This window comes from Sphingorhabdus sp. EL138, assembly GCF_945890115.1.
GTDB lineage: Bacteria > Pseudomonadota > Alphaproteobacteria > Sphingomonadales > Sphingomonadaceae > Sphingorhabdus_B.
In genome coordinates this window covers 185,964-211,019 of record NZ_CAMDCK010000001.1, presented here as the reverse complement: position 1 = coordinate 211,019, position 25,056 = coordinate 185,964, and the positions used below count along the sequence as shown (strand labels likewise).

Annotated in this window: 29 protein-coding genes; 13 read left to right on the top strand and 16 right to left on the bottom strand. The window is 54.8% G+C overall.

What is annotated here, in order from left to right:
- The 9 genes from Q0O07_RS01165 to Q0O07_RS01125 all read right to left on the bottom strand — a co-directional run.
- A partial coding sequence (locus tag Q0O07_RS01165; RefSeq protein WP_295489293.1) for an alcohol dehydrogenase catalytic domain-containing protein occupies positions 1–455 on the bottom strand: 455 nt, incomplete at its 3' end.
- 62 nt (positions 456–517) lie between these two features.
- Positions 518–1,291 carry a molybdopterin-dependent oxidoreductase gene (locus tag Q0O07_RS01160; protein ID WP_295489292.1) on the bottom strand — a complete coding sequence of 258 codons (774 nt, stop codon included), beginning with the start codon at positions 1,289–1,291 and terminating at the stop codon, positions 518–520.
- A complete protein-coding gene (locus Q0O07_RS01155) occupies positions 1,288–2,127 on the bottom strand; it encodes a cytochrome b/b6 domain-containing protein (protein ID WP_295489290.1) in 840 nt (279 codons plus the stop codon). Before Q0O07_RS01155 ends, Q0O07_RS01160 begins: the two co-directional genes overlap by 4 nt.
- 142 nt (positions 2,128–2,269) lie before the next feature.
- The gene (locus Q0O07_RS01150) at positions 2,270–3,157 is read right to left on the bottom strand and encodes a ParB/RepB/Spo0J family partition protein (protein ID WP_295489319.1); all 888 of its coding nucleotides are present in this window, start codon (positions 3,155–3,157) and stop codon (positions 2,270–2,272) included.
- 41 nt (positions 3,158–3,198) lie between these two features.
- The gene (locus Q0O07_RS01145) at positions 3,199–3,978 is read right to left on the bottom strand and encodes a ParA family protein (protein WP_295489289.1); all 780 of its coding nucleotides are present in this window, start codon (positions 3,976–3,978) and stop codon (positions 3,199–3,201) included.
- Positions 3,975–4,643 (bottom strand): 16S rRNA (guanine(527)-N(7))-methyltransferase RsmG, encoded by a 669-nt coding sequence (gene rsmG / locus Q0O07_RS01140; RefSeq protein WP_295489288.1) that lies wholly within the window; start codon positions 4,641–4,643, stop codon positions 3,975–3,977. The genes Q0O07_RS01145 and rsmG overlap by 4 nt, the downstream gene beginning before the upstream one ends.
- A complete protein-coding gene (mnmG, locus tag Q0O07_RS01135) occupies positions 4,640–6,511 on the bottom strand; it encodes a tRNA uridine-5-carboxymethylaminomethyl(34) synthesis enzyme MnmG (RefSeq protein WP_295489287.1) in 1,872 nt (623 codons plus the stop codon). The genes rsmG and mnmG overlap by 4 nt, the downstream gene beginning before the upstream one ends.
- 68 nt (positions 6,512–6,579) lie before the next feature.
- Positions 6,580–7,875: a tRNA uridine-5-carboxymethylaminomethyl(34) synthesis GTPase MnmE gene (gene mnmE / locus Q0O07_RS01130; RefSeq protein WP_295489286.1), complete on the bottom strand. Its 1,296-nt coding sequence runs from the start codon at positions 7,873–7,875 to the stop codon at positions 6,580–6,582.
- Between the two features lie 7 nt (positions 7,876–7,882).
- Entirely contained in the window at positions 7,883–8,143 is a 261-nt protein-coding gene (locus Q0O07_RS01125) for a DUF6489 family protein (protein ID WP_295489285.1), read from the bottom strand.
- 89 nt (positions 8,144–8,232) lie between these two features.
- Here Q0O07_RS01125 and Q0O07_RS01120 point away from each other — a divergent pair, with 89 nt between their 5' ends.
- Positions 8,233–8,943: a dienelactone hydrolase family protein gene (locus tag Q0O07_RS01120; protein WP_295489284.1), complete on the top strand. Its 711-nt coding sequence runs from the start codon at positions 8,233–8,235 to the stop codon at positions 8,941–8,943.
- Between the two features lie 33 nt (positions 8,944–8,976).
- Here Q0O07_RS01120 and Q0O07_RS01115 read toward each other — a convergent pair whose 3' ends face one another.
- From Q0O07_RS01115 to hemE, 4 genes are all read right to left on the bottom strand, one after another.
- Positions 8,977–9,699: a YjbE family putative metal transport protein gene (locus Q0O07_RS01115; RefSeq protein ID WP_295489316.1), complete on the bottom strand. Its 723-nt coding sequence runs from the start codon at positions 9,697–9,699 to the stop codon at positions 8,977–8,979.
- Between the two features lie 26 nt (positions 9,700–9,725).
- Complete coding sequence (gene rho / locus Q0O07_RS01110; RefSeq protein ID WP_295489283.1) at positions 9,726–10,982, bottom strand: transcription termination factor Rho; 1,257 nt, start codon at positions 10,980–10,982, stop codon at positions 9,726–9,728.
- Between the two features lie 218 nt (positions 10,983–11,200).
- Positions 11,201–11,644, bottom strand: coding sequence for a CopD family protein (locus Q0O07_RS01105; RefSeq protein ID WP_295489281.1), 444 nt, complete (start codon positions 11,642–11,644; stop codon positions 11,201–11,203).
- 18 nt (positions 11,645–11,662) lie between these two features.
- On the bottom strand, positions 11,663–12,694 hold the full coding sequence (hemE, locus tag Q0O07_RS01100) for a uroporphyrinogen decarboxylase (RefSeq protein WP_295489279.1): 1,032 nt from the start codon (positions 12,692–12,694) through the stop codon (positions 11,663–11,665).
- 302 nt (positions 12,695–12,996) lie between these two features.
- Between hemE and Q0O07_RS01095 the strand changes: the two genes are divergently transcribed.
- From Q0O07_RS01095 to Q0O07_RS01050, 10 genes are all read left to right on the top strand, one after another.
- Complete coding sequence (locus tag Q0O07_RS01095; RefSeq protein WP_295489278.1) at positions 12,997–13,830, top strand: pyruvate, water dikinase regulatory protein; 834 nt, start codon at positions 12,997–12,999, stop codon at positions 13,828–13,830.
- 38 nt (positions 13,831–13,868) lie between these two features.
- Positions 13,869–14,423, top strand: coding sequence for a Maf family protein (locus Q0O07_RS01090; protein WP_295489313.1), 555 nt, complete (start codon positions 13,869–13,871; stop codon positions 14,421–14,423).
- Entirely contained in the window at positions 14,420–15,229 is an 810-nt protein-coding gene (locus Q0O07_RS01085; RefSeq protein ID WP_295489276.1) for a shikimate dehydrogenase, read from the top strand. The genes Q0O07_RS01090 and Q0O07_RS01085 overlap by 4 nt, the downstream gene beginning before the upstream one ends.
- Positions 15,226–15,825: a dephospho-CoA kinase gene (gene coaE, locus Q0O07_RS01080; RefSeq protein WP_295489275.1), complete on the top strand. Its 600-nt coding sequence runs from the start codon at positions 15,226–15,228 to the stop codon at positions 15,823–15,825. The genes Q0O07_RS01085 and coaE overlap by 4 nt, the downstream gene beginning before the upstream one ends.
- Before the next feature lie 31 nt (positions 15,826–15,856).
- Positions 15,857–16,564: a DNA polymerase III subunit epsilon gene (gene dnaQ / locus Q0O07_RS01075; RefSeq protein ID WP_295489274.1), complete on the top strand. Its 708-nt coding sequence runs from the start codon at positions 15,857–15,859 to the stop codon at positions 16,562–16,564.
- A gap of 17 nt (positions 16,565–16,581) precedes the next feature.
- A complete protein-coding gene (gene raiA / locus Q0O07_RS01070; protein ID WP_295489273.1) occupies positions 16,582–17,157 on the top strand; it encodes a ribosome-associated translation inhibitor RaiA in 576 nt (191 codons plus the stop codon).
- A gap of 87 nt (positions 17,158–17,244) precedes the next feature.
- Positions 17,245–17,712 (top strand): PTS sugar transporter subunit IIA, encoded by a 468-nt coding sequence (locus Q0O07_RS01065; protein WP_295489272.1) that lies wholly within the window; start codon positions 17,245–17,247, stop codon positions 17,710–17,712.
- On the top strand, positions 17,709–18,050 hold the full coding sequence (locus Q0O07_RS01060) for a DUF1491 family protein (RefSeq protein WP_295489270.1): 342 nt from the start codon (positions 17,709–17,711) through the stop codon (positions 18,048–18,050). The genes Q0O07_RS01065 and Q0O07_RS01060 overlap by 4 nt, the downstream gene beginning before the upstream one ends.
- A gap of 167 nt (positions 18,051–18,217) precedes the next feature.
- Positions 18,218–18,925, top strand: coding sequence for a cell wall hydrolase (locus tag Q0O07_RS01055; protein ID WP_295489269.1), 708 nt, complete (start codon positions 18,218–18,220; stop codon positions 18,923–18,925).
- A 76-nt stretch (positions 18,926–19,001) separates the two neighbouring features.
- Positions 19,002–19,490 carry an MmcB family DNA repair protein gene (locus Q0O07_RS01050; protein WP_295489267.1) on the top strand — a complete coding sequence of 163 codons (489 nt, stop codon included), beginning with the start codon at positions 19,002–19,004 and terminating at the stop codon, positions 19,488–19,490.
- Between the two features lie 3 nt (positions 19,491–19,493).
- Here the strand turns inward: Q0O07_RS01050 and Q0O07_RS01045 are convergent, their stop codons facing one another.
- The 3 genes from Q0O07_RS01045 to Q0O07_RS01035 all read right to left on the bottom strand — a co-directional run bounded on the left by Q0O07_RS01045 (position 19,494) and on the right by Q0O07_RS01035 (position 23,389).
- Complete coding sequence (locus tag Q0O07_RS01045; RefSeq protein ID WP_295489265.1) at positions 19,494–21,431, bottom strand: DUF3604 domain-containing protein; 1,938 nt, start codon at positions 21,429–21,431, stop codon at positions 19,494–19,496.
- Positions 21,432–21,497: 66 nt separating this feature from the next.
- On the bottom strand, positions 21,498–22,289 hold the full coding sequence (locus Q0O07_RS01040) for a sterol desaturase family protein (protein WP_295489264.1): 792 nt from the start codon (positions 22,287–22,289) through the stop codon (positions 21,498–21,500).
- A 5-nt stretch (positions 22,290–22,294) separates the two neighbouring features.
- Positions 22,295–23,389 (bottom strand): alkene reductase, encoded by a 1,095-nt coding sequence (locus tag Q0O07_RS01035; RefSeq protein ID WP_295489263.1) that lies wholly within the window; start codon positions 23,387–23,389, stop codon positions 22,295–22,297.
- A gap of 72 nt (positions 23,390–23,461) precedes the next feature.
- On the opposite strand from Q0O07_RS01035, the gene Q0O07_RS01030 reads away from it, so the two are divergent.
- Both Q0O07_RS01030 and Q0O07_RS01025 read left to right on the top strand, forming a co-directional pair.
- The gene (locus Q0O07_RS01030; RefSeq protein ID WP_295489261.1) at positions 23,462–24,334 is read left to right on the top strand and encodes a DMT family transporter; all 873 of its coding nucleotides are present in this window, start codon (positions 23,462–23,464) and stop codon (positions 24,332–24,334) included.
- Positions 24,335–24,372: 38 nt separating this feature from the next.
- Positions 24,373–25,041 (top strand): COQ9 family protein, encoded by a 669-nt coding sequence (locus Q0O07_RS01025; protein WP_295489260.1) that lies wholly within the window; start codon positions 24,373–24,375, stop codon positions 25,039–25,041.
- Positions 25,042–25,056 lie beyond the last annotated feature (15 nt).

Below are 25,056 nucleotides of genomic sequence, written 5' to 3'. Positions count from 1 at the left end.
ACCGCAATCTCTGGCAAAACCGTAAAGTTCGAAAAGGTTGAGCAGCCCATATAATGGAAAATGGTCTGGCCCTTATAACTGAAACGCGACGTGCCATCGGGCATCAGCCCCTTGCCCTGCGTCGCGCGGATTGCGGTGCACAGGTTGGTCTTGCCCGACAGGCAGGACTTACACTGGCGGCATTCCGGCGTGTACAATGGTATAACATGGTCGCCCGCCTTGACGCTGGTCACGCCGGCGCCAACCTCACGCACAATGCCTGCGCCTTCATGGCCCAAAACGCTGGGAAAAATACCCTCGCTATCAAAACCGTCGAGCGTATAGGCATCGGTATGGCAAATCCCTGTCGCCATAATCTCCACCAAGACCTCGCCCGCCTTGGGACCTTCCAAGTCCAACTCAACGATTTCCAAAGGCTTCTTGGCCTCAAATGCAACAGCTGCGCGGGTCTTCATGGCGTTCGGCTCTCCTTATTATCTGCGAAACGCTTTTCCATTAACAGCGCGGCCGCGCAAGCCTAGATTCCGGCATAATATTCATAGTCGCCGACATCCTCCCAATATCCGCCCTTTCCCCCATGAAATTTGGACAAATCATCGGTTGCCTCGACGCGCATGACATATTTGGCATGCTTATATCCCAACTGTCGCTCCACCCGCAACCGGACGGGTGCGCCATATTTTATGGGCAAGGTTTCGCCATTCATGCCCCATGCCAATATGGTCTGCGGGTGAAAGGCATCTATTACGTCAATCGATTCATAATAAGGGCGTGCGCCATAATTGTCCGCGCAGTGAAAGACGATATATTTGGCACGTGGCGACAATTGCGCCTGCTGCAGCAAAAGGCGCAGCGGTGTGCCTTGCCATTGCGCAATGGCGCTCCACCCCTCCACACAATCATGTCGCGTGATTTGCGTGCGCGAAGGCATCGCCCTTAATGCGGCCAACCCAATGTCCATTGGATTGGCGACTAGGCCGTCTATGCGCAACCGCCAGTCTGCGAAGTCGTTTTGCAGATGCGCCAGATAATCCGTCGACGTCCCGGTCAACGAACCATTGGTTTTGAACACAGGCGAAATGTCCGACATCGCATATTCGGGGGCCAAGGCTGCACGGTCGGCCAAAGTGCGGTGCGTCATTTGATTGAGCTTTTCCGCCCCGCGCAATGCTGAGCGAAAAGTTGCATTCTCATTCATAACGTCGCAGCCACCGAGAAGCAGCCCGCTGCCCCCCAGAGTCACGCCGCGCAACAGGTCGCGGCGGCGAAAGCATCCGCGGTCGTCTGTCATGGTCGCCTCCCGCCCTGATCCGGTTTCGACTTGGGCATCGCCCTCCCTGTAATCATCGATCGGATGCCCGTAATCGGGCCAGAGAGCAGAACCATGATGAGATGCGCCACCACAAACAATATCATCAAGACTGCCCCGATAAAATGCAGCGAGCGTGCCGACTGCCGCCCGCCAAATAGATCCAGCAACCACGGCCACGCCGCATTCATGGCGGGGGACATGGTGATGCCGGTCAGGATCAACAGCGGCAGCAAAAGGAATATCACGCCGATATAGCTGAATTTTTGTATTATATTATAATGACTTTCGTTCATTTTATTGCCAAAACGCAGCCGCGCATGATCTTTAATGTCACTCCACAAGGCCGCCCAACGCCATTCCGCACGGCGGACATGTAAATCCTTACGGATGTGCCCGTTGAACAAGGAGACCAGCATGAAGGCGGTCAAGCCCAAGGCGAAGACCCAAGCAAAGGCGAAATGCCAACGCCGCGCGGCGGCCAGATCATAAGCCGTCGGTATGGTCGCCCAGCCGGGAAAGGCCACACGGCGAACATTGTCTTTCGCATCCAAAGACAGTCCCAGCACCCCTGTTGTTTCAAAGGAGACGTCGCCGATCCTGACAAAACCAGTGGTGCGCGTATCGTCAATTTGCAGCCATGCATAATCTTCTCGTGAACCAAAATCGCCCCAATATAGCTGAGGATGGGCGTTGAAGATCATGAGCCCACTCATGAGCATGATCGTCGCGACCAGCGCATTCAGCCAATGCCAGATGCGCGTCGATAGACGGTGTCGCTTTGCCACATCCTGCGTCATATACTGGGTTGCATCCATCGTTTGATCCCGGGAAGGAGCCTATGCAACCCTGCCCTGTTCAGCAACATCGACAACATGATTTCGCTGCACATATACCGTTGGCGTTTTAAGGCCTCGTAACCGTACCAAGCGAGCGACCTCAAAGCCTGTGCGCCCGTAGCTAAAACTTCTCGCCCGTGAGCCGCTGACACAGCATGTCCAATTGGTCCAAGCTGCCATATTCAAACGTCACCGCGCCTGCGCCGGAATCATCCTTTTGTGCGATCCGCACCTTCAAGCCCAAAAGATCACCAAGATGCGATTCAACAGCACGGATGTCAGGGTTTTCGGCGACATTTGCCACCGGGGTCCGACCATTTTTCGCCTTTGGCCGGCGCTCTTTCTGGACAAGTGCTTCGGTCGCCCGCACGGAAAGACCGTTTTTAATGACCAGCATCGCAAGCTGGACAGCATTGTCACTGCCCAGCAACGCACGCGCATGCCCCATGCTCAGCTTTTCTTCCGTCACTAGCTCCCGCAGCGTCGATGGCAAATCCAGCAAGCGCATCATATTTGCGACATGGCTACGCGACTTGTGCACCAGAGCAGCCAATTCAGCCGCGCTGTGCCCAAAAAGCTCAGTCAGCTTTTTATAAGCCTCTGCCTCTTCAATAGGGTTCAGGTCCTGCCGCTGAATATTTTCAAGCAGCGCGATCTCAACCGTTTCCGTGTCGTCAAAATCTCGAACGATCGCGGGTACTTCGTGCAATTGGGCGCGCTGGGCCGCGCGCCAACGGCGCTCACCTGCTACAATTTGGTATCCACCCTGAAAGGGCCGGACGACGATGGGCTGAATAATCCCGTGCTGGGCAATGCTTGCCGCCAATTCATCCAGCTTTTCCTCAGAAAAATACCGTCGCGGCTGATTGGGGTTGGGGCGAATGTCGATGACCGACAAGCTTGTCACGCCTTGGCTCCGCGCGTCTTGATCTGCGGAAGAATTCGGGGGTTTACCGTCTCCCCGCAGGGCCTCGCCTAACAAGGCATCCAAGCCTCGGCCAAGGCCCATTTTCTTCTTCAGGGGCGACTTTTCAGTCGGATTATCAATGCTCACGCTGCTAACTCCCGGACCGGCAAGCGGCCAATCAATTCTCGTGCAAGTTTCATATAGGCTTCGGAACCCGAACAGCGATGGTCATAAACCAATGCAGGCAGCCCGTGGCTGGGGGCCTCTGACAATCGGACATTGCGTGGGATCACCGTTTCAAACACAAGATCGCCCAAGCAACTGCGGACATCATCCGCCACTTGCTCGGTCAACCGGTTGCGTTTGTCATACATGGTGAGCGCTACGCCCAAGATCGATAGCGCCGGATTAAATCGACCTTGGATACGCTCCACCGTCTGTAATAATTGGCTTAACCCTTCAAGCGCGAAAAATTCGCACTGTTGCGGGACAAGAAGCGAGTCGACGGCGACCAACGCGTTGACGGTAATCAGGCCAAGCGATGGGGGGCAATCAATGAGGCAAACGTCCCAACGCGCGTCGGATTTGTCAAACGCGGCCTTTAATCGCCCTGTGCGATCTTCATGATCGACAAGCTCGATTTCAGCGCCGGACAGATCGACGGTTGCTGGCACTATATCAAGATTGGGGATAATTGTGGGAATGGCTGCATCCTCTAAGGATGCATCGCCTAGCAATAAATCATAGCTGCTGTGGACCCGCTGCGCTTGCTTCAGGCCAAGGCCAGTCGAAGCATTTCCTTGCGGGTCGAGATCAACCAATAAACAGCGCCAGCCACTTGCGGCGAATGCCGTAGCAAGGTTGATGGCGGTGGTTGTTTTCCCAACGCCGCCTTTTTGGTTGGCGATAGCTATTCGGATCATTCCTCTTGCCCCTGTGTTACAAAGATGGCGCGCGCTTTGTGTTTCCCCGACAATGTACCGACCAGAATACCCGCCTCTTGGTCTGTTACACTGTTCATGATGCGAAAATTTCCGTCCCATTGTGGCTGCGCGCTTTGCCATTCTGCCTTAGCATTACGCCCCTTTGGCAGCAGCCACAAAGTGTTATTTGTTGCGAAGCGCGCGGCAAGATCAAACAATTTCGGCAAGGGTGCAAAGGCGCGGGCGCTAATGACGCCATATTGAGTAGTTTCCAAGCGCTCCAATGGCACGCCCGCCACGCGCACGCGGTGGGTCATGTCCAGCATCTCAATTGCTCTTTGCAGATATTCAATGCGACGGGCGCGCGATTCGACTAATGTCACCTGATAATCAGTCAGCAATGCAATGACCAATCCCGGGAACCCGGCGCCAGATCCAAGATCGAGCCAATTAATCTGCGGCGCAGATGCATCGGTAAACAACAACAGCTGGGCACTATCGACGATATGGCGCGCCCAAATATGGTCTAAAGTTGAGGCCGATATCAAATTCTGGCTTTCGGCTTCCCGCTTTAGAAATACCACGAATGATTCCAGAGCATCCCATGTTTCACGTGAAACATGGAGATGGGCCTTAAGCCAATCGACGGCTTCGATCTCGGTCATGCTGCCTCCGCAACAGCAATTTTGGCGCGCTTGGCGTGCACGAGAATAGCTGCAAGCGCTGCGGGTGTAATCCCCCTTATCCGTGACGCGGCGGCGAGATTTTCAGGCATCGACGCCTCAAGCCGTTCAACCATTTCATGCGACAATCCAGATATGGCCCGATAGTCCACAAGCGCCGACAGTTGAATTTGCTCATTGGCCGCCATGTCGTTTACCTCTGCCTCTTGCCGCGCCAAATAAGGCGCATATCGGCCGTCTTGTTCCAACTCCATGATGAGGTCCTGCGGCCAAGCCGCGCCATCCAATTCCAACAATTGAGCAATTGATAGCTGGGGAAAGCGCAACCAATCGAACAAGGTCATTTTACCGGCGTCTTGCTTCACTTGGATACCCTGTTTGAGCAGGGCATCGGCACTCACCATTTTCTGAAGTCTGTTTTGAAGTTCGCTCTGCTGCACAAGCCTTTCCTGAAAAGCAGCGGCGCGTTCCTTGGCCACTGCACCCACGGCAATCGCGAGCGGCGTCAGCCGTGACGCCGCATTGTCAGAGCGCAAGCGCAAGCGATACTCCGCGCGCGCGGTTAACATACGATAAGGCTCTGTCACCCCCTGCAGGGTCAGGTCATCGATCATCACCGCAATATAGCTATTGGTCCGGTCAATAAGCGGCATGGGCTGTGCCAAAATCTTCGACGCTGCGCCCATACCAGCTACCAGGCCTTGCGCAGCCGCTTCCTCATACCCAGTGGTGCCGTTAATTTGCCCCGCGCAATATAGTCCCTCAAATCCCCGCACGGCGAGGCTGGAATCCAGGCAGCGTGGGTCGATATAGTCATATTCCACCGCATAGCCCGGAACGACAATCTCGCATTGTTCCAGACCAATCATGGATCGAACCATGGCCGCCTGAATGTCTGTTGGCAGCGACGTTGAAATGCCATTGGGATATATCAAATGGCTGTCGATGCCTTCGGGTTCCAGAAATACCTGATGCCCCTCACGGTCGCCAAAACGGAAAATCTTGTCTTCGATAGACGGACAATAACGCGGCCCCCTGCCCTCAATGTCACCTCCAAAAAGTGGCGAGCGATGGAGCCCCGACCGGATGATATCATGCGTTTCGGCATTGGTGCGTGACATGGCACAAAAAAGTTGCGGCACAGACCGGCGGTGGCGCATCGATGACATTGTCCAATCATCATCATCGGACGGCTGCATTTCCAAACGCGCCCAATCGATTGTGCGTCCATCCAGACGGGGTGGCGTACCCGTTTTCAGACGTGCGATGGGCAGGTCTGCGCCACGCAATTGCTGCGCCAACAGCATAGCCGACGCTTCGCCCACCCGTCCCCCGTCGAGCCGCTCTTCGCCACGGAACAACTTTCCCCCTAAAAACGTCCCCGTCGCCAAGACCACGGCGGCTGACGTGATGATAATATCGTCGCCCAAAACCAATCCCGCAACGCGCGTCCGGGCGTTGGGTAGGAAATGCAGGGCGGCCGCTTCGGCCTGTATGATGCGGAGATTCGCCAAGGCCGCGAGCTGCGTCTGGATCGACGCTTTGAATAATCTGCGATCGGCTTGAATACGCGGGCCCTGCACTGCTGCCCCTTTTGATGCATTGAGCATGCGATAATGCACAGCAGAATCGTCGGCGGCGCGGCCGATCAAGCCATCAAAGGCATCAACCTCACGCACCAAATGGCCTTTGCCCAAGCCGCCAATGGCTGGGTTGCACGACATCGCCCCGATCATGTCCTTGTCAAAGCTCACCAGCGCGACTCGCAAGCCCATGCGCGCGCCAACCGCCGCCGCCTCTGTGCCGGCGTGGCCGCCACCTACAACAATGATATCGAAATCGGTTGTCATTGCTCGCGCATATACGAACATTATCCGCGGGTCAAAAAAGAGTGCTATTCTGTTTCACGTGAAACAGACTATTTCCCCACGCAGAATTTTCCAAAGATAGTGTCGAGCAGTTCCTCCGTATGCGCTCGTCCTGTTAGGGCGTCGAGTGCACGCCTTGCCTGCCGCAAATGTTCGGCAATGATCAACCAGTCTGCAGATTCACTGCAGGCCGCAAGCGCAACTGCGGCATCGCCCAAAAAGGCTCTTTGCCGCGCGTTGACGGCAAACTGATCCGCAGGCGGTAGTAGCGTCTTCGCCCGTGCTGCGACGATGTGGAGCAGCGCGCTTATGCCAGCACCCGTCTGAGCAGACACAGACATCGCGTCCGCAGATTTCACCACATTGTCCTTGACGTCACATTTCGCCGCTATCTCAATAAGATTCGCGTGTGGGGGGCCCTCGCCTTCCGGACCAAGCCATAGCAATATGTCTGCCTGCTGCATCGCGGCATGACTTCGGTCGATGCCAATACGTTCGATGACATCAGCACTATCGTCACGCAGCCCCGCTGTGTCCGTGAACAACAACGCCACCCCTTCGACCGCCACCGGCACTTCAATCATGTCCCGCGTGGTGCCGGCAATATCAGAAACAATGGCTGCCTCGCGCCCGACCAGTGCGTTTAATAAGGTGGATTTGCCGCTATTGGGTGGGCCGGCCAAGACGACGCGCAGCCCGTCCTTTAACTTTTCGGCGGGGGGACTGGCCAGCAATATCGCTATTTTTTGCTGCAGGTCTGCACAGCCATTTGTGATGGCCGCATCATTCTGGACATCGACATCGCCTTCATCGGAGAAATCTAGCTCCGCTTCGGTCAGCGCAGACAGTTGGAGCACGTCTTGCCGATATTCTTCAATCGCCGCACTAAAGGCCCCGCCAAACATCTTGGCCGCAGCGCGGCGTTGCCATTCGGTCTCCGCCGACAATAGATCCGCCAATCCTTCGGCTTCGTTCAAATCCATTCGACCATTGGCAAAGGCACGTCGGGTAAATTCTCCTGCCTCCGCACGCCGCGCTTCAGGAAAGGCGGCAATTGCATTTTCAACGGCGCGGACCACCGCCCGGCCGCCATGGAGATGCAGCTCAACCAGATCCTCCCCTGTGGCCGTGTCTGGCCCTGGAAAGACCAGCACAAGAGCCTGATCTAATATCTCCTGAGTCTCCGGCGAACGCAGGCTGCATAAGGACGCCCTACGCGGTGCGGGGATTCGTCCGCATAGGCCGCGCAATATGTCGAAAGCCGCAGGCCCACTGATACGCATTATGGCAATGGCCGCTGGCGGCGCGCCGCTCGATAGCGCAAAAATCGTGTCAGCAGATGTCATCCCAAGGTTATTTTTTGTCGGTCTTGTTCAGGCCAGACATTGCGGCCTTTGCACCTGTTTCAATCAGTTGCTGAAACAATTGCAGCCCCATTTGCCCCATGGGTGCGATTTGCTTTCCCAACTCCTGCAATTGGTCAATGCCGCCCGCGCCGTTCACAAGGTTAGTTACTTTCTCCACATAAGCCTCATTTGCTTTTGTGACATCAGGAAGTCCAAGCAGCGCCCGAGCCTCTTCAGGGGAACAGTCGATTTCAATGTTCATCTTCATGGGCCGCGCCCTCCTATTTACCGATAACATCACTATAAAGGCTAAGTCGAATCACGCAATTGCGGAGAATTTCCGCCGAGGAGCATAAAATGGGTGAATATGTAAAGATTGATGCGTTGGGCGAGGACGCAGTTTTTCCGGCCTATGTCGCCACCCCGGCGGGCAAGGCGCATGCCGCGATAATCGTCATACCCGAGATATTTGGGGTGAATGCGGGAATTCGGCAGAAATGCGACCTGTTGGCGAATGCTGGTTATCTCGCGGTTGCCCCCGACATCTTCTGGCGCTTTGCACCGGGGGTTGAGCTCAATCCCGATGTTGAGGCCGATCTTCAAGAGGCATTTGGCTATTTCGGTCAATATGATGCCGATGATGGTGTGCGCGATATCGAAGCGGTGATTCACGCCGTCCGTGGAGGTTTATCAAACCAAGCACCCATCGAAAAAGTGGGTGCTGTCGGCTACTGCTTAGGCGGACGGCTCGCTTATATGGCAGCCGCGCGCACCGACATCAGCGCGTCGGTTGGCTATTATGGGGTGATGATCGATCAGATGTTGGACGAAAGCCATGCTATCGCCCATCCGTTGATGCTGCATATTCCCACCGCCGACCATTTTGTCGGACCCGAAGCGCAGGCCGCGATTCATGCCGGCCTTGGCAACAACCCAAAGGTGACGCTGCATGACTATGACGGTCTTGACCATGGCTTTGCTGCACAAATGGGCAATCGTCGAGACGCGCAAGGCGCTGAATTGGCGGATGCGCGGACAGCGGCGTTTTTCGCCGAGCATCTAGGTTGAAGCAATAAGGGCTCCCAAAAAGGGAGCCCTTCCTTACATGCCAGCAAAGCTCATGGCGTAAGGCTGAACCTCGTTCCAGCCTTCGAATATCATCTTGCCCGCAACATAGACAATCACGACCAAGCCGACCCACGCGATCCAGCGATACCGCTCAATATATTGGGCGATGATATTGGCCGCGATGCCCATCAGGGCGACCGCGAAAATCAGGCCGACAATCAGGATTCCGGGATGTTCGCGCGCCGCGCCTGCGACCGCCAGAACATTGTCGAGGCTCATCGATACGTCCGCAACTGCAACGCCCCAAGCCGCACCCGCAAAGGTTTTGGTCGACTTTACGCCGGAGTGTTCGTCACCCACGATTTCAGGGGAACCAGCAGATTCACCAGAATGGCCCTTAATATCGCGATACATGCGCCAGGCCACCCACAGCAGCAACAAGCCACCTGCGAGCACCAGACCAACAATGCCCAGAAGCCATGTCACCATCAACGCAAAGATGATACGCAGCACCAACGCCGCGAGGACGCCGATGAGAATGACCTTCTTACGCTGTTCCGGCGGCAATCCAGCCGCCAAAGCGCCGACAACAATGGCATTGTCGCCAGCCAGCACGAGATCAATCAACAAGACCTGCATGAACGCCGCAAAGGCCGCAGGTTGGGTAATATTGGAAAAATCTTTGACGATAGCTGCCCAAATATCAGCGGGCCCACCCAGATTATTAACGGTCGACGCGACCACAAGAAAATCAATCACAACGGATCTCCGAAATATCTGGCTTACTGGTTCATTGAGTCAAAAAAGTCTTCGTTGGTTTTCGAATCCTTCATTTTATCGAGCAGGAACTCCATCGCATCGATAGTGCCCATTTGCATGAGGATACGGCGAAGCACCCACATTTTCTTGAGCTTGCTTTCCTCGACCAGCAATTCTTCCTTGCGCGTACCGGATTTGCCGACATCCAATGCGGGGAAGATGCGCTTGTCAGCGACCTTGCGATCCAGCACGATTTCGGAGTTGCCCGTGCCCTTAAACTCTTCAAAAATAACTTCGTCCATGCGGCTGCCGGTGTCGATCAAAGCTGTTGCGATGATGGACAAGGAACCACCTTCTTCGATGTTCCGCGCCGCACCGAAGAAGCGCTTTGGACGTTGCAAGGCGTTGGCGTCCACACCGCCTGTTAGCACCTTGCCCGATGATGGGACGACGGTGTTATAGGCGCGGCCAAGGCGCGTTATGGAGTCAAGCAAGATCACAACATCATGCTTATGCTCAACCAAACGTTTTGCTTTTTCTATAACCATTTCAGCAACTTGAACGTGACGCGTTGCGGGTTCATCAAAGGTGGAGGATACAACCTCCCCCTTTACCGACCGCTGCATGTCGGTCACTTCCTCAGGCCGTTCATCGATCAGTAGAACGATCAAAAATACCTCTGGATGGTTTTCCGTAATGGCGCGCGCGATATTTTGCAGCAACACGGTTTTACCCGTGCGTGGCGGCGCAACGATCAAGGCGCGTTGCCCTTTGCCCTGCGGGCTGACAATGTCGATGACGCGGGCGGACTTGTCCTTGACGGTCGGGTCAAGCGAATCCAGCGTTAGCTTTGAATCGGGATATAAAGGTGTCAGGTTATCAAAGTTGACGCGGTGACGGACAGCATCGGGATCATCAAAGTTAATCTTCAATACCTTGGTCAGGGCAAAATAACGCTCACCATCCCTTGGTGCGCGAATTTCGCCTTCGACGGTATCACCTGTGCGCAAACCAAATTGGCGCACCATGTTCGGCGACACGTAAATATCGTCCGGACCCGCCAGATAATTGGCCTCGGGCGAACGCAAGAAACCGAAACTGTCCGGCAAAACCTCAATCGTACCAAGACCCATGATCTGCTCGCCATCCTCAGCAAGCTCTTTCAGGATCGCGAACATCAAATCCTGCTTGCGCAAGGTCGACGCGCCCTCAACACCCAGCTCTTCAGCCATGGATACAAGGTCGGCGGGATTTTTGCTTTTCAGCTCTTTCAAATGCATAGATAATTCCGTTGGATGGACCAAAAGCCCGCATGATGGATGGGCTGACCGCCCGATGATATGACCAGTTTTAAAAAGCCAACCGGTTGAATGTTGAAAGGTTGATGGCGCGGTTATTGTTTACAGTCGCGCCGCATGCCCAGGACGGGCTTAAGCCCTTAAATACTCCGACGCAGCCGCAACGTCAACTCTTCTCAAAAAATGCGTAAAAAGAGGCGTTAAAACGGCTTGGCGACAACCAATATCACGATAATTGCCGACGCAATGCCTGGAACTTCGTTAAGTAAACGCAATTGCTTACCCGTTAACTGCCGTTCGCCGCGGGCCAATTTCTTGGCGTAACCAACTGTCCACCCATGATAAGCTGACAGCCCCAACACAAATAGCAATTTAGCATGGAACCAACCTTGCGCCATGGCGCCAATATTCCACGCCAAAACGAGACCCAAAACCCAAACCACGATGAGGGAAGGATTGAGGATGATTTTGATCAGCTTGGATTCGCGGTCCACCCATTTGGCAGCTTCCTCGGATCCTTCAGCGCTTTCTTGATGATAGACGAAGAAACGCGGGATCATGAATAATCCCGCCATCCAGAAAATGACGAAAATGATGTGAGCGGATTTTAGCCAGATATACAGCACAGATAGAGTTTCCGTCATAAAAACGGCCTTTATTGGTTAACCCTTGCGGACCAGATTCAGAAGCAGTTCAACATTTTCAATTGGAGTATCTGGCAGGATGCCATGCCCCAGATTGAAGATATGCGGACGGTCATCAAAGCCGCTGAGGATATTTTTCACTGCACCCTTTAACACATCGCCGCCCGCAATCAACGCCAGCGGGTCAAGATTGCCTTGCACGGGAAGCCCTTTAGGCAATTCCCGGTTGGCCCAATGCGGATCAACGGTTTCATCCAATCCCAAGGCATCTACGCCTGTCCCTTCGGCATAAGCCGCAAGCTTGCCGCCTGCACCTTTGGGAAAACCGATGATGACAGCATTGGGATTACGCGCCTTCAAACGGCGCACGATTTCGGCGTTGGGCGCAATGACCCATTTTTCGAACTGTGCTGGTGATAACGACCCTGCCCAACTGTCGAACAATTGCACCGCGTCAACGCCAGCATCCATCTGATCACCCAGATAATCAACGGTTGCGGCAATGATTGCATCGATTAATGCGCCAAAGCGCTCAGGCTCTGCATGCGCCATCCTACGGGCCTCGGCTTGGTCTTTGCTACCCTGACCATGCACCATGTAGGTAGCGACCGTCCACGGGCTTCCCGCGAAGCCTAAGAAGGTTGTTTCAGCCGGAAGCGCTGCCGATACCTTGCGTACCGTGTCGAGGACTGGGGCAAGCCTTTCCGGCGCGGGGACGAAATCCTCCAAACGCGATTCTACAAGCCGCGGCGCAAGACGTGGACCTTCGCCAGTTTCGAACCAGAGATCCTGACCCATGGCATGCGGGATCACCAGAATGTCGGAAAACAGTATCGCACCGTCAAACCCAAAACGTCGGATCGGTTGCAAAGTGATTTCGCAGGCGGCGTCGCTGTCATACGCCAGCGCCAAAAACCCACCCTTTTCGGCCCGCAACGCACGGTATTCGGGCAAATAACGACCCGCTTGGCGCATGAGCCATATGGGCGGAATAGTCTCCTGATTGCCCCGCAGGACGTTAAGCAGTTTTTTCGGGCTTGGCGCAGACATAAAGGGACGAGATCCAATCAAAATATATATTTATATAAAGGATGATGAGAGATGATGCGCTGTTGATAGTCGGGCCCTTAAAAGCTTTTGCGGATATTGCCAACAGCTTGACGCGTGCAGACAGAAGGATAGGGCCAGAGTCGCAAATTTATTCCCCATTATCCACAAGCTGTGCATAATGGTTTTTGGTTGTGGACAGCCTGTGTCCGAATCGAACGGTACATTCCGGGTAACGGACAAGAATTCACCATGCAAAACTTGTCCCTTGATTTATCCCCAAGCTGCCAACAAGGCTGTCAGCCATGAGCCAGCGTTTTCATTTACACTTGTTATCGGACTCCACCGGCGAAACCTTGGAAAATATCGCCAAGGCCGCCTTGGTGCAGTTTGACGGTGCAGAGGATGTGGTAAAGCATTTCTGGCCAATGGTGCGTTCGGAAAGCCAATTGGACCGGATATTAATCGATATAGCCGCAAATCCCGGACTTGTGCTGTTCACTTTGGTGAACCGGGATATCCGGCGCAAATTGGAAACGAGATGCAGGGTTTTGGGCTTGCCCGCGGTTGCTGCGCTTGATGTGGTCAGCGATGCCATGTCGAACATGTTGGGCCAAGAGGCCAAAGCACGCCCAGGTCGACAACATGTCATGGATGCTGCTTATTTTGCGCGCGTCGATGCCGTTCAGTTCACCATTGCCCATGACGACGGCATTAATGCACAAAATTGGGAAGAGGCGGACATTGTGTTGACGGGGGTGTCGCGGACCTCAAAAACGCCGACGAGCATTTATCTCGCCAACCGGGGATATAAGACGGCGAATATCCCGATCGTGCTGGAATCGCCGCCACCACCGATATTGTTTCAACTGAAGCACCCCATAGTCATTGGCCTTGTCACAGGTGCAGAGCGTTTGATTCAAGTCCGTCGCAACCGCCTGCTGTCGCTGAACCAGTCGCCAGATACAGATTATGTGGATGAGGAAAAAGTGCGTGCCGAAGTCGCCCATGCACGGCGTATATTTGCGGACAATGGCTGGCCAGTGTTGGACGTAACGCGGCGGTCAATCGAGGAAAGTGCCGCAGCGATTATCAATTTGTTCAACGCGCGCGAAATGGCGCAGGCGGAGGAATCGTGACCCTTATCCTTGCGTCCCAAAGCGCCGGACGGATCGCGATGTTGAACGCGGCAGGGGTATCGGTAGAGGCGGTTCCAGCCTTGGTCGATGAGCAAAGTATCAAGGCATCGCTCGCCCAAGCTGGCGCTAAGCCCCGCGATATTGCCGATGCCTTGGCAGAGGCAAAGGCGCGCAAGCTGTCCCGCAAATTTCCAACAAAGATGGTGCTGGGGTGCGACCAGATTTGCGTTGGCGCCGACGGATATATTTTTGACAAACCCGAAACAGCTGACGATGCCCGCGCCCATCTGGCGCAGCTTTCGGGCAAGGTGCATCGGCTCATCAGCGCGGCCGTTATCTGTGAGCATGGCGAACCAGTCTGGCGCATTATCGACACCGCGCAAATGACGATGCGCCGCTTAAGCCCCGAATATATTGATCATTATGTCGAAACCTATTGGAATGAAATCCGCCACTGTGTCGGCTGCTACCGGATTGAAGCCGAAGGCGCGCAATTGTTCGCCAGTGTTAGCGGCAGCCAGTTTACGATCATCGGAATGCCTTTGCTTCCGCTGCTTGATTATCTGCGATTGAGAGGCCTTTTACCGACATGACTTATTATGCCGAAGTGATCGGGCACCCGATATCACATTCCAAATCACCGCTGATTCACAATTTTTGGCTTCAACTATTGGGGTTGGTCCGTGATTATCGAGCGCATGCGGTGCTGCCCGATGATTTGGAACGTTATTTTGCCGAGCGCGCGGCCGATGCCGCATGGCGCGGGTGCAATATCACGATACCGCACAAAATTGCGGCGCTTGATTTTGTGGCTGACCCGGGCGATGTGCGCAACTCTATCGGCGCGATTAACACGGTATTTCGCAATGACGCCGGCGCGCTTGTCGCGACCAATACGGATGTGGGCGGTTTTTATGGCCCAATTGCTGATATCCCGTTATCAGGTGCGACGGCTGTCGTCATTGGTGCAGGCGGCGCGGCGCGCGCCGTGCTCTACGCCTTGGCGCAGGCTGATGTAGGGGACGTCGTTTTGATTGCCCGCAACGGTTTGAAGGCAGCAGCTTTGCTCGCGCATTTTGGGTTGAAAGGCAAAGTGATTGGCTTTGACGCGCGCTTGCCGGATGCAGCCTTGCTTGTGAACGCAAGCCCTTTGGGCATGGTTGGGCAGGAAGCGCTTGAGATAGACCTTTCTCCCTTGCCGGAACATGCCATTGTCTATGACCTTGTCTACGCGCCGATAGAAACGCCATTGTTAAAAGCGGCGCGTCTGCGCGCATTGGAAACGGTCGATGGCCTTGAAATGCTAGTGGGGCAGGCAGCAATCGCGTTTGAATTGTTTTTCGGCGTTGCGCCGCCTGAAGATGGTGAGGATGCATTGCGGGCATTGTTGCTGAAATGAAAAAGCCGATGATCATTGGCCTGACCGGCTCAATCGGCATGGGCAAATCGGCGGTCGCGTTGATGTTTGCCGATGAAGGCGTGCCGGTTTTTGACGCTGATGCCGCGGTGCATGACTTGCAAAAGGCTAATGGTGCGCTGGTGCCCGCAATTGAATCTGCTTTTCCCGGCACGACGGGGCCGCAGGGCGTCGACCGTCAAGCGCTTGGTGCGGCTGTTTTTGGCGACCGCGACCGGTTGGCACTGTTGGAATCGATTATTCATCCCGCCGTGGGCGAACGCCGGAAAGCGTTTCTGGAATCGCATGAGGGCGCGGACATGATATTGTTCGACATCCCCTTATTGTTTGAAAAGGGTGGGCAGGCTGGGGTCGATACGGTCGTCGTTGTAAGTGCACCTGCCGCCGTTCAACGTGAACGCGTCCTTGCACGGCCAAATATGACCCCAGACAAGTTTGAACATATTCTGGCGTTACAAATGGATGATGCCGACAAGCGCGCGCGTGCGGACCATGTCATTGATACAGGCAAGGATATCATCGAAACGCGGGCCGATGTGCGCGCTCTTGTCAAAAAGCTGCGCTTGGGTCTTGCATAAGCCTGCAAACAGGCTCACATCTACTATCAGAATGCGTGAAATTATATTCGATACGGAAACGACTGGCTTTGACCCTGCAAGCGGGGATCGCATGGTCGAGATTGGCTGCATCGAAATGGTCAGCCGGGTGATGACAGGCAAGCATTACCACGCATATTTCAACCCACAGCGCCCGATGCCCGCCGCCGCCGAGAATGTGCACGGCCTTTCGGACCGTTTTCTGTCTGACAAACCTGCTTTTGGTGAAAAGGCGGATGAGCTGCTGGCGTTTTTAGGCGACAGTCCGCTCGTTGCGCATAATGCCAGCTTTGATTTTGGCTTTCTCAATCACGAATTGCAGCATTGCGGTCGTCCGCCTGTGTCGATGGACCGTATGGTTGACACAGTGGCGTTGGCACGGGTTAAAAATCCCGGCGCGAAGCTGTCTTTAGATGCCTTGTGCACCCGTTATGGCATCGACCGTAGCCACCGCGTAAAGCATGGCGCGTTGTTGGATGCCGAATTGCTTGCGCAATTATATATTGAACTGACGGGTGGTCGGCAAATTGGCCTTGGCCTTGCCGACGATGATAACGCGCATAAAATAAGCGGCCAAATGGACGTTAATAAAGTTCAGACATTGAAAACATTTCGACCAGCGCGCGCACATTCTGCCTCAACGGAGGAATTGGTGCGCCATGCCGAATTTGTTGCAAAGATTAAGGACGCGCTTTGGCTCCAGCCGGGATCAGCGCTTTAACAAAAAGGAGACGGGCATTGGACATTAGGGTTTCAGGACATCAGGTCGACACCGGTGCAGCGCTCCAAACCCATGTGGAAACACGACTTGGTTCCATTGCCGAAAAATACTTCGCCAAATCATTATCATCACATGCAACCTTTGGCCGTGCGCCGCATGACGGCTTTACCAGCGATATTGTGATGCATGTGATGCAGGGCCTCGTCCTGAAAGGGCGCGGCGAAGCACAGGATGCGCATGTTGCCTTTGACCGTGCCGCCGAACGTATTGAGAAACAATTGCGCCGTTATATGCGCCGACTGCAGGATCGCCATGAACAAACTGCTTATGCGATGGCGCAAGAGGAAGCCGCGTATACCGTGTTTGATGCAGGTGATGGTGAGGAAGAAGTGCCCTTATCCGATGCCCCCGTGATTGTGGCGGAAATGAGCGTGGATATTCCTGAATCAACGGTTTCCGATGCGGTTATGCTCATGGATTTACGCAATACCCCTGCCCTCCTATTCAAAAACACTGGAACTGGGCGGCATAATATGGTTTACCGCCGCGAAGACGGCACGATCGGGTGGGTTGAACCAAAATCTGCACCTTAGACCTCGGCTGACGAGAATTCATTTTCTACACCATTTCAGGTATTTAGGGATTGCGCTGCGGTCGCACTGGGCGCTTTTGAACAAAATATGATTCGACTTTCTACTAGGCTCGTTGAGGGGGCCGTTGCTGCTGACATGCTATGTTCGGGTAAATCCGACCTGTTGGCGCAGCTATCGGTCATCGCGGCTGAAAATTATTTTGTCGACGCCCATGCCGTTCTGGACGGCATGATTGAGCGCGAGCGCCTTGGCCCGACAGGTTTTGGCGGCGGAACAGCGATTCCCCATTGCAAAGTCTCAGGTATCGACATGCCCGTTGCCGTATTTGTTCGGCTGTTAAAACCAGTGCCTTATGATGCGGTCGACGATGAGCCAGTTGATCTGGTCTGCGCACTTGTTTCACCGGCGCAGGACGGTGCATCGCATTTGCGTGCATTGGCGGAGGTTTCACGCCTGTTTCGGGATGAGAAATTTCGCGCGCAATTGCGTGGCGCCGCAGATTCGTCGGCGATGTTTGCGGTCCTGACTTTGTCTGAAGAGCGTGACGCCGCTTGATTGAGCCGCGGCTTGCCAGCGGCGTTCTTATCTCCGCCATCAAGCGCATGGTGGAAGCCGAAGGTGACTTCGCCACTGTTCTGAAAAAGGGCGATGCGGTCTCTGGTGCGATATTGCTTGTCGGGCAGGTTCGCGGCACGGACCCCAAATTATACGAACGCTATCCGTCATTACACGGCCAGACCGCTTGGCAAATGACGGATTTAAAAGAATATACTGGAATTGCGGTGCAGGATTATTGGCAAAAACGTTGTGCGCGTGACCCGGATTTGTGGGTATTTGAACTGGATGTCGCGTCCGATGCACGGTTGAACGGACTTCTGACCATGTTTGTTTGACTTTGCTGCGCTGCGCCATCAATCCGCATTCATTGAGTAGCGAAGGTTGTCATATCGGGCACAAATGGAGTGCCCAGACAAACACGCAAGTCGGATGCAACAAAAGACGAAGTATAACAAACTAATAGAGTTTCGTCAGTTGGTGCCGCCGCATTAATGTATGTTACATGTTGAAATTTTTTCGGGCTGCCTCTTTGGTAGCCATATCTTGTACCCTGATTTCCGCAGTCATTACTGCTGAAGCAGGATTTGCTTTTGGTAATGACGAAGGCACACAGTTCCGTGCCGACACCAGCATCATTGACCCTACGCAGACCGCCGCCGAACAGGCGCAGTTGGATCTGGCGAACAGGAATAAGGTGACCGTCACGCGCGCCGACAATGGCGACATTGTGTATACGCCAAGCAACGGCCTCATGCCGAAATCGACCCTAAGCCCCAATGATGTCGATGCAACAACTGCATCCTCACTCACCCATCTGGTGCGCACGCAGGATATGGATGACAGCTTAAGCAAAGAAGAGCGGTGCCTTGCCAGCGCGGTCTATTTCGAAGCCAGGGGCGAGACGCTTGCTGGTCAATTGGCTGTGGCCCGTGTGGTACTGGCCCGCGCCAATTCGGGTCGCTTTCCCACGACATTATGCGGCGTTGTCTTCCAAAAGGGTCAGTTTTCCTTTGTTCGCGGCTCAAGATTGCCGTCGATCCAAACGGACAGCGTGCATTGGCGCAACGCCGTCGCGATCACCAACATTGCGCTTGATAATAAATGGAAAAGCTCCGTTGAAGGCGCATTATTCTTCCACGCCCGTCATGTTTCGCCAGGATGGCGTTTGACGCGGATCGGCAGCGTGGACAATCATATCTTCTACCGCTGATCTTCGCGACCGCAATGAACGATAAGGGCCCCATAAGGGGCCTTTATTTTGTTCACTTTTCGTTCTAGGGTAGATTATGGATCAGGCCCTTAATGTTGCATCGATTTCCGGTGCACCTGCGGTAGCGCGTGGCGTTTCGCGGCTATTCTTGCGCAACCAGATTGTCGTGCAACCCGAGGTTAGCCTGCGCAACAATCGCCGCGCTGATCTCATGGGTCTCAGCAATAATGGCGAGATTATCATCGTCGAAATCAAATGTGCGCGCGCCGATCTTTTGGGTGATCAGAAATGGCCAGAATATCTTGAATATTGTGATCGCTTTTTCTGGGCAGTGCCCGCCGGTTTCGATGTTAGCCCGCTGCAAAATGATGCGTTCATACCCGAACGCGCCGGATTGATCATCGCCGACGCTTATGATGCCGAAATCGCGCGGCCAGCGGCCTTGGTGCCGCTTGCCCCTGCACGACGCAAAACCGAAACACAGCGGCTCGCGCGGTTAGCCATGCGCCGCTTGATGGGCATATCAGACCCTGAATCCGCGCTATCAGGGTTGGACTTTGATTAGGCGCTAGCTGGCTTTTTTGGGGTTATACCAAATGGGTGACGAATAGGCCCGCTCCTGCGCCTTTAACTCCGTTCCCGGCAGCAATTTTGCACCATAACGCAAGGCATCAAACAACACCCAGCGCGGCGTCGGTATCTCGATGACCCGCACATAATAAAATGCGCGGACACTGCCGTTAAATTCCGGATCGGTCCACACCGTCCGCAATTCCGGATCGCCAATGCTGTTGGTATAGCTCGCCTTTGCGATGTTTACAGTGTCGCCTACCTTCGGGACTTTGCCATTGGCACCCTTGCGCCTTTTGTCTGCATCGCCCCAGACAACGTCGAAAATCTTTTCCTGCAATTTGCCGGAAGAATCCACCCAGCCTTTGACGACCTGAACGCGATCAAGATTTGCGCCCATCGGGTCTTTCAACGCAGAAATCATGAACTTTGGCGCGCCGTTGCCGGGCTTCAGGTCTGCGCCCATCGGCACGCCCTTGGCATATCCGGTCTTTACCCAGTCGCCTGCGAAATCCGTGTCATTAAAGCCCCAACCGCCAAAGAAACGCACTGTCATGCGTGGACCAGTTGTGGCGTACACCTCGCGCCGCATCATGGCGTCAAATATCGCGGCCCGTGTGTTCGCTGTGGCCCATACGGCGGCATAGCCACCCGCCAGATAGTGCCAACCAATACGTCCTTCCCTTGTCCCAAGATTCTGGGCCTGCGAAGCACGGTCGGCATTTGGCTCACCGCCGGAATGCTTGCCAAAAAAATTATCTTCGTCGCCTGTGGCCAGCGCCGTATGGCTGTCGGTTGATCCGATGACCCCGAATTTATAGGGATTTACGCCAGTGCGCGCTTCAATCGCCAAGCCACGCTTTAACGCCTCACGAATATATTCGCCCGCATAATCCTGCGGCTTCTTCTTGGCCTGCATAGTCAAATTGCCACGGTCCCAGCCTGCGGTGCCGAAACCGGAGAATTCGTCGTTGGGCGACAAAAATGGATGCGATTCACTATCGCCCTTGATTTGCGTGATTTCGGTCACTGGCTCGCGCGCCGCGCGCCGCCGTGCATAAGCTGCCGTCATGGGCCCACCATCAGGACCAACCAATTCGAACATCAGACCATTGGACAGGTTGCTATTATGCGGAATCGCCAGCACCTTACCGCCAGTGACCTTCTCATAATTGTCCATATAGTCCCACAATTGGCTGACCGGCGTGTCGCCTTGGCCAGGGTCGTAGGGCAGAACCTTGTCGGTGCGGCTTTTACCATCGCGGAACATAACGACGCGGTGCAAATTATTGCCGCCGGGCATCAACGTATATTCAAAGCCCATGAAGGCGGTGAACTTGCCGGGCTCATTATAGCGTTCGACAAGCGTGCTATGACCCGTCCAGATGCGGGTCCCCGTCTTGCGCTGTCTTTCGGGATCGGTCAGCGCAGCGGGAAGCGTGTTGCGGCCCGCACGGTCGATGAGTTCGCCGGTCACGCGCTGCATGCCCTCTGGCCCCTTATGCATTTCGGTGTGCCAACGCTTCAGCGTGGGGTCGCGGACGAGAAATCCGGGGGCATCGTAAAGCGCCTTGGTTGCGCCAAGCCCGCCGGAGTGATCCGCGATCACAAGAAAATCAAGCGGTCGTTCCAACTTGGCTTTCATTCCACCCGTCGACACAACCTCTTCTCCGCGCGCGAAACGCAGTGCTTCTTCTGGTCCAAGCTTTACGCCAAAGCCAAAGGCATCGATGGAATTGGCGGTATGAAGATGGGTATCGCCCCACAATAATATATTGGCAGGGCCGGACGTGACTTCAGCATCGGACGAAACTTGCGCAACGCGTGAATCGTCCATGATGCTTTTGTCACGATATTGTTGCCAACCGTAGACAAGGCCACCGCCAATCGCCACGACGGCAACGCTGCCCAATATTATCTTACGTATTTTGGCCATTTTCAACTCTCCCTGCATTAAAAATGCGCCGGAAAATCGCGCTGGTCAAGACGGCGTTATATTCCGTTACGTCATGGGTTGCTTCATGCTCCAGATGAACCCTGAAGGACGGGCATCGTTGACCTCTGCCAAGCCTATTTCCTGATTTTCGGCGCCTAAAATGGACTCTGTCCAATAGGTTCCAAACCAGCGGTCCCAAAGCGTCAGCGCAAAACCGAAATTATGTTTCTGTTCCTCAACCAAAGTGCTGTGGTGCACCAGATGCATGTCGGGCGTCACCAACAACAGCCGCAACATTCGGTCAAGCTTGCGTGGTAGGCGGATATTGCTGTGATTGAACAGCGCATTGGCGTTGAGCCATGTTTCAAACGCCAATACGACAAGTAACGGCACACCGAGCAATGCGACAATCGCTGATTTGTAGAATGTCGAGACAATCAGTTCAAACGGGTGGAACCGCAACGCGGTGGTCACGTCCAGATCGCGGTCGCTATGGTGGACCGCATGCATCCGCCACAGATAGGGGCTGCGATGCATCCAAAAATGCTGAAACCACACGGCGAAATCAAGGATGACAAACGCGATTGCTGCCTCAAGCCAAAAGGGTAAGGCGACCAAATTGAGCGCGCCAAACTGGTGCACCTCTGCCCAATTTGCAGCCACGCCGACCACGACCAAAAACGACAGCAGTCGGCCGATGACTGCGTTGCTGACGAAGAATAATGCGTGCGTGCGCCACCGTGGGCTTCGGCCCAACACCAATGCGCGGCGCGGCCAGACCGCTTCGGCGCTTGCGAGCAGCACAAGCAGCAAGGCGGGGATAGCTATCGCATAATGGCCAAGCCCCGCCTGTATCATGTGCGTTATGCGTCCGTCTGTGCAAGGAAGGGATAATCGGTATAGCCTTCCGCATCGGGCGAATACCAAGTTTTGAAATTATCCGGCGTCAGGCCCGCCCCAATGCGCAACCGCTCTACAAGGTCGGGGTTGCTGATGTACGGACGGCCAAAGCTGATCGCGTCGGCAAGGCCAGAGGCCAGATCGGCATCCGCCAATTCCTTGGTATATTCTTGGTTCAGCACCAGCGGGCCTTTGAATATCTGGCGGATCTCAGGCGACACGCGCGGCACTTCAGTTTGTCCGAAATTACCATAAGGTTTGATTTCGCGCAGCTCAAGGAAGGCGATGCCGATATCCTGCAGCGCCGCGGCCGCAGCGGTGAACAATGCAACGGGGTTGCTGTCGTCCGCGCCTTGGGTCTCCCCATTCGGGGACAGGCGAACCGACGTCCGATCCGCGCCCACAGCGTTAACCACGGCTTGGGTCACTTCGCGCAGCAAGCGGATACGATTTTCAATCGGGCCGCCATACTCGTCGGTGCGTAAATTGGTGTTATCGCGCAGGAACTGGTCAATCAAATAGCCATTGGCGGCGTGAATCTGCACCCCGTCAAAACCTGCGGCCATCGCGTTTTTCGCGGCATGGACATAATCCGACACAATGCGCGGCATTTCCGAGATATCGAGCGCGCGGGCTTGGGTATAATCCTTCTTGCCCTCTGCGGTATGTGCATAGCCGGGCGCGGTGGTGGCCGAAGCCGAAACACATGGCGCGCCGCCCAAGAAATCCGGGTGCACAAGACGGCCCATGTGCCACAATTGCAGGATGATCCGTCCGCCCGCGTCATGGACGGCTTGGGTAACGGGTTTCCATGCGGTGATTTGTGCGTCGGACCAGATGCCGGGGGCCGATGGCCAACCAAGGCCTTCTTGGCTAATGCCCGTTGCTTCCGCGATGATCAGGCCTGCGCTGCTGCGCTGGCTGTAATATTCTGCCTTCAGGTCGGACAAAGGTACATGTTCGCCTTCACTGCGTCCGCGGGTCAACGGCGACATCAATATGCGATTGGGCGCGGAGATGGCCCCAAGTGTAATCGGGTCGAACAAAGTTGCAGTCATGCGATTTCCTGTCATTAAGCGTGAATTTGAAGCCAAGATGCGGATGAAAGTTGCAAATTGCAACGGGGGTTTATGCAGCAGAAGATTTTCCATCAACAATCGCCAAGCTTGCTTGCCTTTGCCGCATTGCTTGCGGGCAATGTTGCGATTGCTTTTGGCCCATTGCTTGTGCGCTACGCAGATAGCGGACCGATCGCGACTGGGTTCTGGCGGCTGGCGCTGGCTGTGCCATTTTTGCTGTTTGTGGGCTACCGGTTCGGGTTTCGCTTTTCTGCGGTCAGCCAACCTACCTTTTGGATCGCAATCATCGCGGGCCTGTTTTTCGGTGTCGATATCATCTTGTGGCATATTGGCATTTTTCAGACAAAAATGGCCAATGCGACGCTGTTCGCCAATTGTGCCAGCCTATTGCTGGTGATTTATGGCGTCCTTGTAGCACGCAAAATGCCTTCGAAATGGGAAAGCATGGCCGTGATGTTCGCTTTTGTCGGCGCAGCCTTATTGATGGGCCAAAGCCTTGAGCTGTCCCCGCGCCACTTTACCGGCGACCTTTTGTCGCTTGGCGCTGGGCTGACCTATACCGTCTATTTGGTGCTGATGATGAAGATGCGGCAAAACACCGAAAGCTGGGGTGCGCTGGGTATGGCGAGCGCCGTTGCGGCTGTTGTCCTTTTTGCCGGCGCGGTGTTTGCAGATGAACAGATCATTCCCGCGGTTTGGTGGCCTGTCCTCCTGCTCGCCTTTACCTCGCAATTTTTCGGTCAAGGCTGCCTCACTTATGCTTTGCCGCATTTCAGCCCATTGGTGATCGGGCTTGCCTTGCTGTTGCAACCCGCTCTGTCGGCGACGGCTGGCTGGTTGGCCTTTGGTGAGATGCTGACACCAATGGATTTTATGGGCAGTGCGCTTATTATGATCGCGCTGGTTCTTGTGCGAAAGCAATAGCCCTTTTCTTGAACGCGGCGAACGCCTACATAGCCTTTATGTCCGAAAACGCTCTTCCCTCTGACCCGACGATTGATGAAATTCGCGTCGCCCTTGCCCCCGCCATTGGCCGCCATGCCGGCTTTGACGGATGGTCCGAAGCCGCCGTCCATGCCGCCGCGGATGAGATGGGCGTTGACCGCGACGTTGCCATGCTCGCGTACAAGGGCAAGGCCATCGACATAATCGACGCATGGGTCGAAGGCGTTGATCTGGAACTCGCCCGCCGCCTGCCTGTGGAAACGCTGAACGCGATGAAGATCCGAGACCGGATTACGGCCTTGGTTGCGACTCGGCTAGACATCATGGCACCGGACCGGGAATCCTTGCGCCGTGCGCTGGCCATCATGGCGATGCCAATGAATCTCGCGCGGGCCGCAAAAATGGGCTGGCGTTCGGCGGATCGCATTTGGCGACTGGCCGGCGATAACGCCACAGACCTTAATCATTATACCAAGCGCATGACGTTATCGGCGGTTTATGGAAGCACCTTGAGCGTTTTCGTCAATGATGATAGCGAAAACTTTGCTGATACCCGCGCCTTTCTGGACCGCCGGATCGACAATGTGATGCAGATTGAAAAAGTGAAATATCAGGCAAAGCAGCGCAAGGACTATACGCCAAGTCTGTCACGTTTCATCGGTCGGCTGCGCTATCCTGCGCGTTAACGCAAATCCCTATTG

Excerpts from the sequence above, each read along its gene's own strand:
- Q0O07_RS01160 (WP_295489292.1), bottom strand. The coding sequence starts at position 1,291 with ATGACAGACGACCGCGGATGCTTTCGCCGCCGCGACCTGTTGCGCGGC.
- Q0O07_RS01155 (WP_295489290.1), bottom strand. The coding sequence starts at position 2,127 with ATGGATGCAACCCAGTATATGACGCAGGATGTGGCAAAGCGACACCGT.
- Q0O07_RS01150 (WP_295489319.1), bottom strand. The coding sequence starts at position 3,157 with ATGGGCCTTGGCCGAGGCTTGGATGCCTTGTTAGGCGAGGCCCTGCGG.
- Q0O07_RS01145 (WP_295489289.1), bottom strand. The coding sequence starts at position 3,978 with ATGATCCGAATAGCTATCGCCAACCAAAAAGGCGGCGTTGGGAAAACA.
- rsmG (WP_295489288.1), bottom strand. The coding sequence starts at position 4,643 with ATGACCGAGATCGAAGCCGTCGATTGGCTTAAGGCCCATCTCCATGTT.
- mnmG (WP_295489287.1), bottom strand. The coding sequence starts at position 6,511 with ATGACAACCGATTTCGATATCATTGTTGTAGGTGGCGGCCACGCCGGC.
- mnmE (WP_295489286.1), bottom strand. The coding sequence starts at position 7,875 with ATGACATCTGCTGACACGATTTTTGCGCTATCGAGCGGCGCGCCGCCA.
- Q0O07_RS01125 (WP_295489285.1), bottom strand. The coding sequence starts at position 8,143 with ATGAAGATGAACATTGAAATCGACTGTTCCCCTGAAGAGGCTCGGGCG.
- Q0O07_RS01120 (WP_295489284.1), top strand. The coding sequence starts at position 8,233 with ATGGGTGAATATGTAAAGATTGATGCGTTGGGCGAGGACGCAGTTTTT.
- rho (WP_295489283.1), bottom strand. The coding sequence starts at position 10,982 with ATGCATTTGAAAGAGCTGAAAAGCAAAAATCCCGCCGACCTTGTATCC.
- Q0O07_RS01105 (WP_295489281.1), bottom strand. The coding sequence starts at position 11,644 with ATGACGGAAACTCTATCTGTGCTGTATATCTGGCTAAAATCCGCTCAC.
- hemE (WP_295489279.1), bottom strand. The coding sequence starts at position 12,694 with ATGTCTGCGCCAAGCCCGAAAAAACTGCTTAACGTCCTGCGGGGCAAT.
- Q0O07_RS01095 (WP_295489278.1), top strand. The coding sequence starts at position 12,997 with ATGAGCCAGCGTTTTCATTTACACTTGTTATCGGACTCCACCGGCGAA.
- Q0O07_RS01090 (WP_295489313.1), top strand. The coding sequence starts at position 13,869 with ATGTTGAACGCGGCAGGGGTATCGGTAGAGGCGGTTCCAGCCTTGGTC.
- Q0O07_RS01085 (WP_295489276.1), top strand. The coding sequence starts at position 14,420 with ATGACTTATTATGCCGAAGTGATCGGGCACCCGATATCACATTCCAAA.
- coaE (WP_295489275.1), top strand. The coding sequence starts at position 15,226 with ATGAAAAAGCCGATGATCATTGGCCTGACCGGCTCAATCGGCATGGGC.
- dnaQ (WP_295489274.1), top strand. The coding sequence starts at position 15,857 with ATGCGTGAAATTATATTCGATACGGAAACGACTGGCTTTGACCCTGCA.
- Q0O07_RS01065 (WP_295489272.1), top strand. The coding sequence starts at position 17,245 with ATGATTCGACTTTCTACTAGGCTCGTTGAGGGGGCCGTTGCTGCTGAC.
- Q0O07_RS01055 (WP_295489269.1), top strand. The coding sequence starts at position 18,218 with ATGTTGAAATTTTTTCGGGCTGCCTCTTTGGTAGCCATATCTTGTACC.
- Q0O07_RS01050 (WP_295489267.1), top strand. The coding sequence starts at position 19,002 with ATGGATCAGGCCCTTAATGTTGCATCGATTTCCGGTGCACCTGCGGTA.
- Q0O07_RS01045 (WP_295489265.1), bottom strand. The coding sequence starts at position 21,431 with ATGGCCAAAATACGTAAGATAATATTGGGCAGCGTTGCCGTCGTGGCG.
- Q0O07_RS01040 (WP_295489264.1), bottom strand. The coding sequence starts at position 22,289 with ATGATACAGGCGGGGCTTGGCCATTATGCGATAGCTATCCCCGCCTTG.
- Q0O07_RS01035 (WP_295489263.1), bottom strand. The coding sequence starts at position 23,389 with ATGACTGCAACTTTGTTCGACCCGATTACACTTGGGGCCATCTCCGCG.
- Q0O07_RS01030 (WP_295489261.1), top strand. The coding sequence starts at position 23,462 with ATGCAGCAGAAGATTTTCCATCAACAATCGCCAAGCTTGCTTGCCTTT.
- Q0O07_RS01025 (WP_295489260.1), top strand. The coding sequence starts at position 24,373 with ATGTCCGAAAACGCTCTTCCCTCTGACCCGACGATTGATGAAATTCGC.